The sequence below is a fragment of the Paenibacillus sp. 01T442 genome, from assembly GCF_056398345.1.
In genome coordinates, this window is record NZ_JBFTPF010000001.1 from 496,499 (window position 1) to 512,033 (window position 15,535).

At 49.4% G+C, this 15,535-nt stretch carries 12 protein-coding genes; 11 read left to right on the plus strand and 1 reads right to left on the minus strand.

Annotated features, from left to right (window positions below; translation table 11 throughout):
* The first annotated feature begins 56 nt into the window (after positions 1-56).
* The 11 genes from AC1DLM_RS02100 (at position 57) to AC1DLM_RS02150 (ending at position 14,306) form a co-directional block, all read left to right on the plus strand.
* A complete protein-coding gene (locus tag AC1DLM_RS02100; RefSeq protein WP_477568932.1) occupies positions 57-1,523 on the plus strand; it encodes a sulfatase family protein in 1,467 nt (488 codons plus the stop codon).
* A 102-nt stretch (positions 1,524-1,625) separates the two neighbouring features.
* A complete protein-coding gene (locus tag AC1DLM_RS02105) occupies positions 1,626-3,143 on the plus strand; it encodes a type 2 periplasmic-binding domain-containing protein (RefSeq protein WP_441992283.1) in 1,518 nt (505 codons plus the stop codon).
* A 22-nt stretch (positions 3,144-3,165) separates the two neighbouring features.
* Positions 3,166-4,062, plus strand: a complete 897-nt coding sequence (locus tag AC1DLM_RS02110; protein WP_441992284.1) for an ABC transporter permease — start codon at positions 3,166-3,168, stop codon at positions 4,060-4,062.
* Between the two features lies 1 nt (position 4,063).
* Positions 4,064-4,918: a carbohydrate ABC transporter permease gene (locus tag AC1DLM_RS02115; protein ID WP_477568933.1), complete on the plus strand. Its 855-nt coding sequence runs from the start codon at positions 4,064-4,066 to the stop codon at positions 4,916-4,918.
* A 22-nt stretch (positions 4,919-4,940) separates the two neighbouring features.
* Positions 4,941-6,263, plus strand: coding sequence for a sulfatase family protein (locus AC1DLM_RS02120; protein WP_477568934.1), 1,323 nt, complete (start codon positions 4,941-4,943; stop codon positions 6,261-6,263).
* Between the two features lie 23 nt (positions 6,264-6,286).
* On the plus strand, positions 6,287-7,834 hold the full coding sequence (locus AC1DLM_RS02125; RefSeq protein WP_477568935.1) for a sulfatase family protein: 1,548 nt from the start codon (positions 6,287-6,289) through the stop codon (positions 7,832-7,834).
* Positions 7,831-8,082 carry a hypothetical protein gene (locus tag AC1DLM_RS02130; protein WP_477568936.1) on the plus strand — a complete coding sequence of 84 codons (252 nt, stop codon included), beginning with the start codon at positions 7,831-7,833 and terminating at the stop codon, positions 8,080-8,082. Before AC1DLM_RS02125 ends, AC1DLM_RS02130 begins: the two co-directional genes overlap by 4 nt.
* Before the next feature lie 9 nt (positions 8,083-8,091).
* Positions 8,092-10,077 carry a glycoside hydrolase family 3 C-terminal domain-containing protein gene (locus AC1DLM_RS02135; RefSeq protein WP_477568937.1) on the plus strand — a complete coding sequence of 662 codons (1,986 nt, stop codon included), beginning with the start codon at positions 8,092-8,094 and terminating at the stop codon, positions 10,075-10,077.
* Positions 10,078-10,152: 75 nt separating this feature from the next.
* Complete coding sequence (locus AC1DLM_RS02140; RefSeq protein ID WP_477568938.1) at positions 10,153-11,784, plus strand: sulfatase family protein; 1,632 nt, start codon at positions 10,153-10,155, stop codon at positions 11,782-11,784.
* A gap of 133 nt (positions 11,785-11,917) precedes the next feature.
* The gene (locus AC1DLM_RS02145; RefSeq protein WP_477568939.1) at positions 11,918-12,895 is read left to right on the plus strand and encodes a formylglycine-generating enzyme family protein; all 978 of its coding nucleotides are present in this window, start codon (positions 11,918-11,920) and stop codon (positions 12,893-12,895) included.
* Between the two features lie 802 nt (positions 12,896-13,697).
* Positions 13,698-14,306: a DUF1349 domain-containing protein gene (locus AC1DLM_RS02150; RefSeq protein WP_477568940.1), complete on the plus strand. Its 609-nt coding sequence runs from the start codon at positions 13,698-13,700 to the stop codon at positions 14,304-14,306.
* A 94-nt stretch (positions 14,307-14,400) separates the two neighbouring features.
* Here AC1DLM_RS02150 and AC1DLM_RS02155 read toward each other — a convergent pair whose 3' ends face one another.
* A complete protein-coding gene (locus tag AC1DLM_RS02155) occupies positions 14,401-15,489 on the minus strand; it encodes a Gfo/Idh/MocA family protein (RefSeq protein ID WP_477568941.1) in 1,089 nt (362 codons plus the stop codon).
* Positions 15,490-15,535 lie beyond the last annotated feature (46 nt).

Here is a 15,535-nt window from a genome sequence, read left to right on the forward strand (position 1 = left end):
CCGGGCAGAGCGGGTATCGTAGGTAGCGGGATACCTATGAACCTAGGAGGGAACGTATGCCGCAGACTATGAAAAACATCATTTTGCTTATGACCGATCAGCATCGGCTCGACCACGTCAGTTATCACGGATTGGGCCGGATGGCAACGCCAAATATCGATCGTATCGCCGAAAGCGTCGGGTTTACGAATTGCGTCTCCGTCAATCCGGTCTGCACGCCGGCCCGTTGCGCTCTGTTGACAGGCAAATACACGCATCAAATCGGCATGACCGCGATGTCGGGCGATTTATCGCTGCAGCATCCGACCTACCCGCGTGCGCTGCAGACCACCGGCTATAAAACGTACGGAATTGGTAAATTCCACTGGCTGCAGGGGTGGAAATTCGGCTGTCCTATCGGACAAGGTCATCCGCTCACCAGCATCAAGGAGGAGATTCGCGGGTACGGCTTTGACGAGGTTTGGGAAGCTTCTGGCAAGCAACTCGTGAGTCGCAACTACTGCGATTATGCGGAGCACCTGGATCGTCAAGGCTTGCTGGAATCGTATCGGGCGTTCAACGACAGGAGCGGCAAAAACGGCAACGACGCCGAAACCCAAAATTTCAGCGGAGAACCGTTCCCGTTTGGCGAGCACAATTACATGGATATCGTCATCGGCGACAAGATCGTGGAAGCGATCGAGCATCGGCCTAAGGATATCCCGTTTTTTGTTTTTGGATCGTTCGTCGGACCGCATCCGCCTTATGATCCGCCGCAATCGTATCTGGATCAAGTTCCTTACGAAGAGATCGCCGATTTTCTTCCCGGCCCGAAGGGGCAACTTACCGTTGAAGCCAAGAAACGGCTGTACAACATGCGTCGGGCCTACAAGGCGATGATCGCGGTCATCGACGAGCAGATCGGACGTATCTTCGCGAAGCTGGAGGAAGCCGGCATTTTGGGCGAAACCGTCATATTGTTTACGGCCGACCATGGCGAAATGATGGGGGATCACGGCCGCGTGCAGAAGCAGTCTCCTTACCATGCTTCCGCAGTTGTGCCTACGGCGATCCGCCATCCAGACTATTTGTACAGGAAGCTGAATGCTTCACCGGTAGAGCTGACGGATCTGACGGCAACGATTCTCGACATCGCTGGCATCGACTCGAAAGCGGCGCTCACTAAAGACTGGCCAGCTTTTCACGATCGGGTGCCTTGCCGCTCGCTGCTGCCGATCGTCACCGGGCAAGCCGAACGCGTTCGCGACTATGCTTTCTCGGAATGCGCTGGGGAGTGGCAAATGATTCAGTCGGACCGCTATAAGTATGTCCGCATGCTTCAGTACGACGATCCCGACCACGTGCCGGAGCAATTGTACGATCTCCAGGAAGATCCGCAGGAGCTGGTCAATGTGATCGGTCATCCGGCTTATGCGAAAGCAGCGGACTGGTGCCGCAGKCGCCGGGATTTCGTGCTCGACCGTACGCCCRCCGCCCAGCTGCAATGGGCTCCAATAATCGGGGATCACGGTGCAATAAAATGAGACAATAAATAAAAAAATCGGATAACGTTAATTCGATAAGATGCTTGTATAGTAAGTGGTGTGATCAAGATCACATCGATACCTTCAAGGGGGAATGAATAAATGAAGAAACTCGCCGTAATCGCCTTATCTTCATTACTGGCAGTAAGTGTTGTCGGCTGCGGGAAAGCAAGCGATACAACTGAGCCAAAATCGTCGGGAGAAGCCAAGGGGGCGGATACTTCCAAGAAATTGACGATCAGCCTCCTTGCGCCAAGCTTTGCCGGCGGCGGATGGCCGAGTGATAATGCCATTATACAAAAGCTGGATGAGAAGCTGAATATCGAATTGCAAATTCAGTGGGTACCCGCCGATACAGTGGCCCAAAAATTAAACGTTATGGCTGCTTCCAACAGCTTCCCTGACGCATATTGGGTTCAGCAAAACGAATTTATCAAATGGCGGGATAAGAATATTTTCATGGATATCAAGCCGGTCTTGAGCCAGTATCCGAATCTTTCCAAGCAAATTACTGCGGAAGCGTTGCAGCTCAATAATCCGAAGGATAAATACTACGGACTGCCCTATTATATCCAGGATACCCGGGATTCACTAGCTATCCGGCAGGATTGGCTGGACAAGCTGGGATTGAAAATGCCGACGACCGTCGATGAGTTTGCGGAAGTAGCCACAGCCTTTGCAACCAAAGACCCAGACGGTAACGGTCAACAAGATACAAGCGGATTTTCGTTCGGTTTCTTGAACAACAAATTTACCGGGGCAGGGCCAATCATGGCAGCATTTGGTCTCGGCAACGAGTGGATCAAAAGCGGCGATCAGCTGGTCAACTTCAAAACACAAAACAAGGAAATGAAGCAGTTTGTTACCTATTTAAACAAGATGTACCAAAGTGGAGCTTTGGATAAAGACTTCGCTACCAATAAAGTCGCTGATCACAAGGACAAATTTGTAGCCAACAAGGTAGGGATCGCGGAATTTGTCCCTGGCGAGTTGTTAACTACTTCGTTCCAGACGTTGAAAAAAGCGCAGCCTAACGCCGCGATCGCGCAAGTGATTCCGCCAAAAGGTCCTGATGGAAAGCAAGGTACCACGACAAACTCGATGACTACGGCAAAAGTTGTAATCAACAATGCCATCGACAAAGACAAGCAGCAGCGCATCCTCAAGATGTTGGATTATATGGTATCCGACGAAGGTTACGACTTGATCAAGAACGGTATTGAGAATGTGCACTATAAGTCGGATAACGGAAAAATCGTCAAGCTGGACGCTTATGACAAGGAACGCCCGCAACTGCTGTCGATATGGTTCTTCCGACGTTTCGACCCGCTTATTCAAATGCACAAATGGGAGGATCCGAATCTTGTGAAGCAGCTGGAGGCCTGGAACGCGAATAATGCCAAGTATCCTTGGCAGAACCAAGGAGCCGAAGTACTTACGGAATCCCAGTCTAAACTCGGCCCGAATATCGATCAGAAGTGGATCGCGGCCATAACCAAGATCATTATGGGTCAAGCGCCAGTGGACAGCGTCGACCAAGCGGCAGCCGATTGGCTCAAGAATGGCGGCGAGCAAATTACGAAGGACGTTAATGAAGAGTACAAGAAGCTGAAAAATTAACGGTTGGAGTTGATTCGTTCTTATGCGTAACATTGGGAATCGCAGTATACCGCTCTACCTCATGATTCTGCCCGGACTGCTATTTTTCTTGTTGTTTCGCTATATTCCGATGGGGGGGCTAGTCCTTGCATTCAAGGACTACGACCCGCTTAGCGGATTTGCAAGCAGTCCGTGGGTTGGCTTTGATAATTTTCGCAAGCTGCTCGTCGATCCGGATTTCTGGATTATTCTGCGCAATACGTTTGTGTTAAGCGGCATTAATTTGATTTTCTTCTTCCCGGTTCCGATTATTATGGCGCTTATCTTGAACGAAGCTAGATTGCCGTGGGTGAAGAAAATCGTGCAGACGACGATTTACATCCCGCACTTTGTTTCTTGGGTCGTTGTCGCCGGCATTACCATCGTTTTATTTGCCACACAGGATGGCGGCATCAACAAGCTGTTGGTGCAGAACGGACTACCGCGATTTGAGCTTTTGACCGATCCGTCTTACTTCCGTGGCTTGTTCTTATTTCAAAATATTTGGAAGGAAATGGGCTGGAGCACCATCATATTTCTTGCCTCTTTAGCCTCTGTTGATCCAGGGCTATATGAAGCGGCTTATGTCGATGGTGCAGGTCGCTGGCGACAAATGTGGCATATCACGCTTCCGAGCTTACGTTCTATTGCCGTCATTTTGTTTATTCTTCGATTGGGACAAGTGATGGATGTTGGCTTTGAACAAATTTTGCTTTTGCAAAACTCTTTGAATCTGCAAGTGTCTGATGTTTTCGATACGTTTGTGTTCCGGAACGGGGTTCAACAAGGAGAGTTCAGTTTTACGACAGCAGTAGGATTGTTTAAATCGGTTGTCGGCTTGATTCTTGTGCTGTCGTTCAATTGGATTGCCAGGAAGTTCGGGGAGGAGGGGGTTTACTAATATGAAAAAGGCAAACTTTTTGTTTGATGGTTTCATCTATCTGTTACTGATTGTCTGTTTTCTCTTTATCGCTTTTCCATTTGCCTATGTATTATTCAGCTCCTTCTCCTCGAACAGCGAATATTTGACGCGCGGATTTTTTATCCTCCCGCATAAGTGGACGATTAATGCGTACGGGTATTTGCTGATGAATAAAAATTTCCTTCAATCTTACCGAAATACGTTTGTGATCACGATTTGCGGAACGGCCATCAGCCTGCTGTTCACGGTATTAATGGCTTACGGCCTGTCTAAAAGCTGGCTCAAGGGACGCAAAGTGCTGAATATGATGGTGTTGTTCACGATGATCTTCAACGGCGGCATGATTCCGACTTACTTGATCGTGCGGCAATTGCACCTGCTCAATACGTACTGGGCCCTATTTTTGCCAGCAGCGATCTTTCCGTTTCTCTTGATTATTATGCGCAGCTTCTTTGCCAGCGTTCCCCTTGAGCTGGAAGAAGCGGCAAGAATGGACGGTTGCGKGGAGTGGCTGCTTCTATTCCGCATTATTTTGCCGCTGTCGCTGCCTTCGGTCGTGACAATCGGGCTTATGTACGGGGTCGCTCATTGGAACAATTATTTCCAAGCCATTTTGTATTTGAATGATTCCAACAAATGGCCGGTACAAGCATTCCTGCGTCAATTTTTGCTCGACTCCGATACCGGGATGCTGACCGACATCGGCGGGTTCGAATATGGGCCGCCGGTCAAGATGGCCGCCGTTATTGCGACAGCTTTGCCGCTCATCCTGATCTATCCGTTCGTACAAAAGTATTTTAATAAGGGCATGATGGTAGGATCTGTGAAAGGATAAGAAATTCAATGAGGAGCCCACTATGCGAAATATAATCATGATTGCAACAGATCAGCAGCAAATGCAGGCCATGAGCTGCGCCGACCCGAGCTATCGCACGCCCAACCTGGATCGTCTCGCCCGCATGGGCGTCAGGTTTACGGGGGCAATCAGCACGTCAGCCCAATGCTCGCCTTCAAGAGCGACATGGATGACAGGTAAATATCCTCATCAGGTAGGCGTTAACAATATCGGCCATATGTTGGATCCGAACGAGTGGGGAATCGCCAAAGAATTCAACGCTCACGGATTTGAAACGAGTTATTTCGGCAAATGGCATCTTGGCCTGACGCCAGCCGATCACGATTTTCAGATTACCAATTACCGGGTTGACGGACTGGAGCTGGACGGCGCGAACGAAGATCCGCGGTTTCACAGCTACAAGGATTCCGTTACGACGATACAAGCGATCAATTATTTGGCGGACTACCAGAGCGAGAAGCCGTTCTTTATGACGGTATGCTGGTACATGCCTCATCCGAATGCTCCGGAGGATTACCCGTTTGAATACCTCCCGCAGGATGCTGCCGCATTCTCGAAAGAGCTGATGCCGGTGCCGGAAAGCTTTTACAAAGACGATTTATCTACGAAGCCGGCATTCCAAAGAGAGCGGGCTACAAAAAACGAGTCAGTGCTAACTGAGGAGATCGTAAAACGCGATGCGTGGCGCTATCGCGCCATGCTGAGTTTAATGGACCGTAATTTGGGTCGTTTACTGAACCAACTCGAAAGCAAAGGACTGCTGGACAATACAGTGATCTTATTTACCAGCGATCATGGAGATATGCAGGGTGCGCACAGGCTGCGCTTAAAAGGAGTCATTCCTTATAAAGAGCTGTACAATGTACCAATGATTCTTTATGTCCCGGGAATGAAGCCGCCTAGGAAAGTGGTTCCAGATCTCTTTTCCACAGCAGCGGTTCCAGGAACGCTGCTGGAAGCGGCAGGACTTCCGGTTTCCGAGCATTTTGAAGGCGGATCGTTTCTACATCTACTACAGAGGGTGGAACGTCCTTCGGAGGAAAAAGTGTTTTTCGAGCACTACAAGGCATATTGGGGATACCATCCGTTCCGGGGCATACAGACGGCGAAGTGGAAGTATGTGTTTTATTACGAAGAAGGCTTTGAGGAAATGTATGACCTAGTAGAAGACCCGGACGAGAACGTCAATATAGCGGACAGACTTGATGTCGATGAGATTCGACGAGAGCTCAAGAACGCGGTAGACCGCTGGTGGGATGAGACAGGAGCACTGTCCCGGGAGCCGATTATCGACGAAAACAATCCGTGGGGTAAAGATATTTAAGGACGATGGGAGAGGTTGGGAAAATGAGAATCTTATTTTTGGATTTGGATTCACTGAGCCCGGATCATATGGGCTGTTACGGATACGAACGGAATACGACGCCGAATATTGACAAAATCGCAGCCGAAGGCGTGCGGTTTACGAACTATTACACGTCCGACGCCCCGTGCGCCCCTTCCCGGACCGCGCTTATGAGCGGCAAGTTCGGCATCATTAATGGTCTTGTTGGCCACGGCGGAACCGCGGGTGACATGAAGCTGGAAGGAACGGAACGCGAGCTAATGGGCAAGCTGTCGCGCGGAGGCGCGCTTCCGACTTACTTGGGAGTGGGGGCCGACCTGAACACAGTGCTCATTAGTCCATTTGCACAAAGACATTCGACTTTCCATTTTTACGCCGGTTTCAATGAAATTCTGAATACAGGCAGATACGGCAACGAATCGGCCGAGCATGTAACGCCGGTCGCTCTGGATTGGATTGACCGGAACGCCAAGAAGGACGACTGGTTCCTGTATATCAATTACTGGGATCCGCATACGCCATACCGCGCGCCTTCGGAGTTCGGCAATCCGTTCGAGAACGAGCCGCTGCCAGCATGGCTTACGGAGGAAGTGCTCGAGAGGCACAAGCAAATGGTCGGTTCCCATAGCGTGAATGAATTGAACATCGATTACCGCAACAAAACCTACGATAACCAAACGAGTCCGGTATTCCCAAGGCACCCAGGGGACATTCAAGACATGGACGGCATGAGAACGATGATCGACGGCTACGATTGCGGCATCCGTTATATGGATGAGCATCTGGGCCGGTTGTTCGCCTCTTTGGAAGAGCAGGGCGTCATGGACGATCTAATTATTATCATTTCCGCCGATCACGGCGAGAATATGGGGCAATTGGGCATTTACGGGGAGCATGCAACCGCTGATCAGGGTACCTGCCACATTCCAATGATTATTCGTTGGCCGGGCATGAAGCAGGGAATCGTGGATGACGGGCTGCATTACCATCTCGACCTGCTGCCGACGCTGGCGGACATGCTGGGGACTCCGGTCGTGCCCGACTGGTGTGGTGCCAGCTACGCTCCTGTCCTGAAAGAAGGAACGGACTGCGGACGCGAGTATTTGGTCGTCTCACAATGCGCGCATGTCGTTCAGCGAAGCGTTCGCTTCCGGAATTGGATATACATTCGATCCTATCATGACGGATTCCATCTGTTCGATGAAGAGATGCTGTTTAATCTGGACGAAGACCCGAAGGAACAGTTCAATGTTGCGTCCGAACATCGCAATGTTTGTATGGAAGCAGTCTATTATTTGAACCAATGGCATGACGAGGCGATGCGCCGGAATAGCGACGCCGTAGACCCACTGTGGACCGTGATGAAAGAAGGCGGGCCGTTCCATGCCAGGGGCTATCTGCCTGGGTATGCCAAGCGGTTAGAAGAGACAGGCCGAGGTCATCTTGTGCCTGAGCTCGTGCGCAGGCATCCCGGCGAGTTCCCGCAAGAGCCGAATACAGTCATGGCGCAGTTCCAAGCAAAAATTGGCGCCAAAATGGCGGGGAAATGAGGAGCAGACTGACAATGGACATTGATCATATCATCCGCAAGCTGACGGTTGAGGAGAAGATCAGCCTGCTCGCCGGAGCATCGTTTTGGACCACACAAGCAATCGAACGGTTGGGGATTCCTTCCGTCACTTTGACTGACGGCCCCCACGGGCTCAGACTTTCGACCGGTTCGGACGTAGGAGATATGTTATCCAATACGAAGCCAGCCACTGCCTTTCCAAACGAAGCAGCGATGGCGGCTACGTAGAACGAGCAGTTGGTCTGTGAGCTCGGCGCCGTGATCGCTGAGGAATGCCAACACTACGGCGTAGGCATTCTCCTCGGCCCCGGCATGAACGGCAAGCGTTCTCCGCTCGGCGGGCGCAACTTTGAGTATTTCTCCGAGGATCCGTACCTAACGGGGAAAATGGGAACTGCCTTCGTACAAGGCGTGCAAAGCGGCGGCGTTGGAACGTCCGTGAAGCACTTTGTCGCCAACGAACAAGAAATGAACCGGATGGTCGTCAGTTCGGAAGTGGACGAGCGCACCTTAAGGGAGATGTATTTGCTGCCTTTTGAAATGGCGGTAGAAGAGGCGAAGCCTTGGACGGTCATGTGTGCTTACAACAAAGTAAACGGCACCCACATGGCAAACAATGACAAGTATCTGAACGGTGTTCTGAAGCAGGAATGGGGCTTTGATGGGCTGGTGATGTCCGATTGGGGCGCTGTTGTGGACAAGGTACCGTCCGTACAGTACGGTCTGGATTTGGAAATGCCGGGACCCGGCCTTCGCAGTGAAGAAGTGATGGAGGCGTACCTCAGTGGAAAGGTGACGGACGCGCAGCTTGACGATCACGTCCGCCGGGTTCTTACGGTCGTGCAGAAGGTACTGGATAACAAGCGAAACGTCCCATCAATCGATGCGACACGCCATCATGCGGTTGCCCGCAAGGTGGCGGAAGAAGCGATCGTACTGCTGAAGAACCAAGACGCAATGCTACCTATTACCAAGCATGCCAAAGTGGCGGTACTGGGCAAGTTTGCAGAAGAGCCCCGTTTCCAAGGCGGCGGCAGCTCCCATATGAACCCGGCAAAGCTCGATATTCCGCTTCAAGAAATCTCCAAATATGCCCAGGTTACATATGGAGCGGGTTATGACGAAACGGATGACAACGAAGCGCTTATCAAAGAAGCTGGCAAGCTGGCAGCTGGGCAGGACGCCGCGATCGTTTTCGTCGGAACAACGGAGAAAATCGAAAGCGAAGGATATGACCGTACGGACTTGAACATTCCGCGCAGTCATACGCGGCTGATCGAAGAGGTTTCGAAGGTCAATCCTAACGTTATTGTCGTAGTCAATAGTGGCTCGGCAACCAATATTGGTGCGTATGATTCACAGGCAAAAGCAATCGTTCAGGCGTGGCTGCCAGGCCAGGCGGGAGGTTCGGCGATCGCAAACGTTTTGTTCGGCGAAGTAAACCCGTCAGGGAAGCTGACGGAAACGTTCCCGATCGCTGTGGAGCATAATCCGTCCTATCTTACTTTTCCAGGTAATATTAACCGGGTGAATTACTCGGAAGGCATCTTTGTCGGGTACCGTTACTACGATACGAAGAAGCTGGAGGTGAAATATCCATTCGGATACGGTCTTTCCTATACGGAGTTCGAGTATTCGAATTTGCGTCTGTCAAATGGCAGCTTGAAGAACGGCGATGTGTTGAAGGTAACAGTGGATGTGAAAAACGTAGGCGGGCGCGCCGGCAAAGAGGTCGTTCAGGTGTATGTGAACGACGTGAAGTCGTCCGTGAAGAAAGCTGATAAGGAGCTGAAGGGCTTTGCGAAGGTTGAGTTGGCCCCAGATGAAACCCAGTCCGTTCAGATTGAATTGAATGAGCGCGCTTTCTCCCATTGGGTGGAGCATTTCGGCAAATTTGCCGTCGAAACCGGCGAGTTTCACATTCTCGTAGGCTCCTCTTCTCGCGATATCCGCCTTGCTGAGACGATCGAGTTCACCGCTTCCGAAGATACGAGAGAGCCGCTAACTGTTCTGCACTCCCTTCATGAATGGATGATCGACGACCGTCATACGGATAAAGTCCAGTACGTGATGGATCAAATGAATCTGACGGAAGAGAGCCCTATGTTCCCTATCTTCCTTGGTATGCCGATCCGGACCCTGATCGCTTTTCTTCCACGGCGTTTCGCTGCGGAGCAGGATGCGGTCGATAGGATCTGCACAATGTTCGGAGTGAATCAGTAAAAGTAACAAATCGTTCGTCGCGCAACCCTTTGTCAAAAAGGGTTGCGTTCCTATTCTCAGTAAAAGAGGGATGTTATGGACAGACCCAATATTTTGTGGATCTCGCTCGAAGACACTAGCCCGCGATTCGGCTGTTACGGCGATTCTTTAGCAAGAACTCCCAACATCGACAGCCTTGCACAGCATGGGACTCTGTACTCTCATGCGTATGCGGTTGCCGGTGTGTGCTCCCCTAGCCGGTCGGCTGTCATCACAAGCATGTATCCGACATCGATCGGAACGCATCATATGCGGACCGAGCATACGAATCCTTATATGCCGGAGCTTCCGACCCCGTATTTTGCGGTTCCTCCGGCCCATGTCAAGACGTTTACGGAGTATTTGCGCGCGGACGGCTATTTTTGTACAAATAATTTTAAGACGGATTATCAATTCGCTTCGCCTTTAACGGCATGGGACCAAGACGGGAAGGAAGGCCATTGGCGCCATCGGGAGCCGGGCCAGCCGTTCTTTGCCGTGTTCAACCATATGCTAACGCACGAAAGCAGTATGTGGGGAAATATGATGCGGAAATATGTTCACCCTGATCAGGATAACGATGTGACGCTTGCTACCGACCCTGATCAAGTTCAGATTCCACCTTACTTGCCCGACACGCCGAAGTCGCGTGAGTCACTCGCCAAGTACTATGACCTCATTGCCGAGGCGGACGATTATGTCGGTGAGCTGTTACGGCAGTTGGAGGAAGACGGGCTCGCGGACAATACTGTCGTATTTTTGTGGAGCGACCACGGCGAAGGTCTGGCCCGCGCCAAACGCTGGCCTTACGATGCGGGAATCCGCGTTCCGCTTATTGTCCGCTRGCCGGGCGTGGTGGAAGCGGGGCGGGTCAGTGATCAATTGGTTAGTATGATCGATTTGGGAGCGACKGTGCTTTCGCTGGCGGGAGTAATCCTTCCCTGCCATTTGCAAGGGCAGCCTTTCTTAGGTCTCAAGCAGGACAAACCGCGAGATTATGTATTCGCCACCCGCGACCGGTATGACGAATCGTACGACATGGTGCGCGCCATTCGTGACAAGCGGTTCAAATACATCCGGAATTATTACCCGGAGAAGCCTTATCTGCAGTGGATCAAGTTCAGCCACCAGCATCCGATGTTCCAGGAGCTGTGGAGGTTGCATCTTTCTGGTAAGCTGGAAGGGGATACGAAGCTCTTCATGCAGAACAATCGGCCTGCCGAAGAGCTATACGATTGCATGGAAGATCCTTACGAAATCCGCAACCTGGCGGACGACCCGAAGTACAAGGATGACTTGGAACGGCTGCGGAGCGCGCTGGACGAATGGCGKAGCAAATACGACGTATGGGGCGACGTGCCGGAAGAGCGGATGGTGGCACAAATGTGGCCGGGCGGCGTGCAGCCGGTTACTGCGGTGCCGATCTTCATCCCGATTAACGGTCATATACCAGGGATAGTTCCTTGTTCTCAAGGAACCTTTGATGAACAAACGGCAGTTATGCTGCATAACGCAACCCAGGGCGCATCCATAACTTTTACGACGGAGGAAGGTCCGAATCCGCGCTGGAAGCTGTATACCGGCCCCATTATATTGAATCAAGGAGCTATCACCATTCGTGCGAAGGCGGTTCGAATCGGCTATAAAGATAGTGAAGAAGCGATCGCTTCTTATGAGATCGCGTACTGAAAGCAATGAATGTGCAATCGAAATCAAATGCGTGTATGTGATTTCGATTGCAATAAGAGGAATATACATCCACCGCATTGAATTTGGGAAAGCATAATGATGATTCCACTCGATAGAAAGTGAGGCTTTAACTATGAAAGATCCGAATAAGCCTTCCTGCTGCTCTGCTTCCAGAAGTCAGGCTTCCTTGAAGTTCATCCCTGATGTGAGGGGAAAAGAAATTGAAGCGAATCAGGCTTGCCCACCAACTCGACCTGCCAAAGAAGATATGATTTACTTACCGGGCGGGGAGTTTCTGATGGGGACAGACGATAGGGAGGGCTTTCCCTCGGATGGGGAAGGTCCTGTTCGAGCCGTCACCATTGATCCGTTCTATATCGATTCGTATACGGTAACGAATTCGGAATTCAAGAAGTTTGTAGACGCTACAGGGTATGTAACAGAGGCGGAGAAATTCGGATGGTCGTACGTCTTTCATCTGTTTGTACCCGGAACTGGAGTCAACATTATCGGTTCGCCTAGACAAACGCCGTGGTGGCTGGGAGTCGAAAGTGCCAGCTGGCGTGCTCCGGAAGGGCCTGGCTCTGGCATCGAAGAAAGGCTCGACCACCCGGTGATTCATATTTCATGGAATGACGCGGAAGCTTACTGCAGATGGGCTGGCAAACGACTGCCGACAGAAGCAGAATGGGAATTCGCAGCCCGCGGAGGACTCGTTCAGAAACGATATCCTTGGGGAGATGAGATCAAACCTGGCGGCAAACATATGTGCAATATTTGGCAGGGGAAATTCCCAGAAAAAAATAACGCTAGTGATGGATTTGCCGGGACGGCGCCAGTAAAGTCCTTTGAGGCGAATGGATTCGGCCTATATCAAGTGGCCGGCAATGTGTGGGAATGGTGCGCGGATTGGTTCAGCACAAACTTTCATGTGAACGCTCCGCGGGTTAACCCTTCAGGTCCCCCGAAGGGGACGGGCCGTGTCATGCGCGGCGGTTCCTATTTATGCCATAGATCCTACTGCAACCGCTACCGCGTAGGGGCCCGCAGCAAAAATACACCGGATAGTTCGACAGGCAATATTGGCTTTCGCTGTGCTGTTGATGTTTAGGTTGTGATTAGATGGCGTAATCGAACTTGATTTATTTAAGTTGAAAAGCGGTGAAATACCTGGAGATACTCCTATCAATGATGTTGTTAAGTTAATCAACGGTTGCTTCGGCAGCCGTTTTTGTTTGCTCAGTTAATGGGTAGGTTAATGCAACTTAACAAATAATGGTAACGTATAAATGATAAACGATTACGGAGGTGTAGTATGTTTTTTATACTTGTTTGTTTAATATTCGTCGCTGTTTCAATTGCCGTTCTAAGTAAAACGGGAGTACCTTACCCTTTTTCTAAGGGAATCGCGATAGCTACTGGTTTATCCCTGTTAGCAGTTGTTTGTCTTGCCCAAAACTATACTCAAAGCTTAATTCCTGTGGCTAACGATGGGATCGCAATATCAAACCAGATAGCTTATTTGATAATAGGTGAAGACGGCTGGTCACTGGACTTGTTTAGGAGGACGTTTAAACAATCCATTTACTTTACTCTGATATTATTTGTAACGTATCCGTTGATTCTTGTGGTTGAGTCAAAATCCATATCACGACGAGCTATGGGATTGTGATTACGCTCCCTCGAAACGGACAGGGAAGTAATAACGGTTGGATTATCTTAACGGCTGCTATTTCTGTCTCCATTTTCACCGGAAGCAGTAATTACTTTAAAATATTGTCTGCAGCTCCTAGATAATCACGGAGAAATGTAATAAGAGATTTGAACAAAATAGTTTTCCCCTCTGTTATAATAATCACACTAGATATACACTATGGTATATATATGATATGGATGGGTGGCGATGGTTAGGTATGAGTCTTTTTAATAACTGTGTAGGGAAGAGTCTAAATGCTTCTCTTAAATGGATGAACGAACCACATGAATGGGAATTTTCTGAACAAAATTCACTTATGATTACCGCTCCACCTCGTGCAGACTTCTTCCATAACCCAACACAGGAAAGTAGAAAAAATTCTGCTCCATTCCTATATACCACAACAGATTCAAATTTCATTTTAACCACACKGGTTAGCGTAGACATACGTGACCGGAATGACTCGGGCTGCCTTATGGTAATGGCAGACGAGAATAACTGGGCTAAGTTATGTTATGAGGATTTTAGAGGTCGACCTTCCATTGTTAGTGTTGTAACTAAAGATATGTCGGATGATTGTATCGGCGACTATGTCGGGAATACAAACCCTTTCTTAAGAGTATCTCGATATGATAATTGTATAGCTTTTCATTACTCTCTTGATGGTAATGAATGGGCATTAGTGCGGTATTTTGGAATGAGTAATATCCATAGTTTAAAAGTCGGTGTAGTTGCCCAGAGTCCAGTTGGTGATGGATGTGTAGTACAGTTCGATTACTTACATCTTCTTCCTAATACGAATGTGGATGTAAGAAATATAAATTAATCTAATACGATTAAAAAGTAATTCGTTATGTTAAGGCTCACCTTATCACTCTAATGGAGAAAAGAAATGGCACCCGAATGGGTGCCATTTCTTATTATTCGTTATCAGCCCACGGTTGTCGAGTCGACACTACTGTCTCTCCGGTTCTAATCGCTTGCTCAATCAGCATGCCGATATAGTGGTCCTGAGAAGCTTCCGGAAGACCATAAAATCCGGGTCCGCCCTCGGCATAAACCGCCATCTTCTTTAAACAGGCTGCAATAGCAATTTCATCGTCATATAACCGTGCAGGCATGAAGGGATTTTCATATACCCATTGTTCTCCCGCCATAATTCCTTTAAGGAAATAGCCTTCCGCGTTCTCATACTCACCTTTATTGATGCGCTTTAATTCCATTTGAATCTGTGTACAGGATGGGTCTTGTATGCTAATCCGATTATCAAATATTTCCCCTCGTTCCCCCCTAATACATAAGTGGTTTGAACGGGTCCATGAGCGATGTTGATCCTTAGTGAAATCGTAAATCCCCAGCTTTCCACCAAAATCCAACCAAGCTATATCTCTCTCTGACTTGATTAATTTATCTTCTGTTGGCGGACCACTTCGGTTCGGCCCAGCGACCCAATCGGATTCAAATCGCATTCCCTTAATACGGACATCTTCATAGCGCACACCTAACATTTTCCGTATTAAGCTTACTGCATGATAGAACTGAGATATGGACACTGTCACTTGATTAACATTGCCTAATTGTCCAGACTTAATAATCTTATGTCGGGCTTCTTGGATAGGATGGAATTGGTATTGTTCTGCAATTTGAATTCGCGCGCCTTGACGGGTAAGCTTGTTGTGCAGCTGCAGCAACCCATCCAGATCAGGTGCAGGAGGTGTTTCTGCAAGTACAGGAATTCCCCGTTCCGCCAACTGCAGCATGTAATCGATTGCGGCCGATACGTTAATAGATAGTACAACAAAATCTGGTTGTTCATTTTCCAAGAGCTGATCCAGTGTCCGATAAGTAGTCACTTTCCATAAGTCTTCCATCCCTCTTCCCTTGGATTCGTCACGAATAACCATTCCGCTAATACAAAATTGTTCTGGAAGAGCCTGTGCAATTCTTAGAAAATACTGTGAGCGAAAGCCTGCACCGCCGATAATGCTGAATGTTATTGGTTTCCMCATCCATTACACCGCCTTCTTAAGTCGTAGCTTCGTTGTATCAAATATA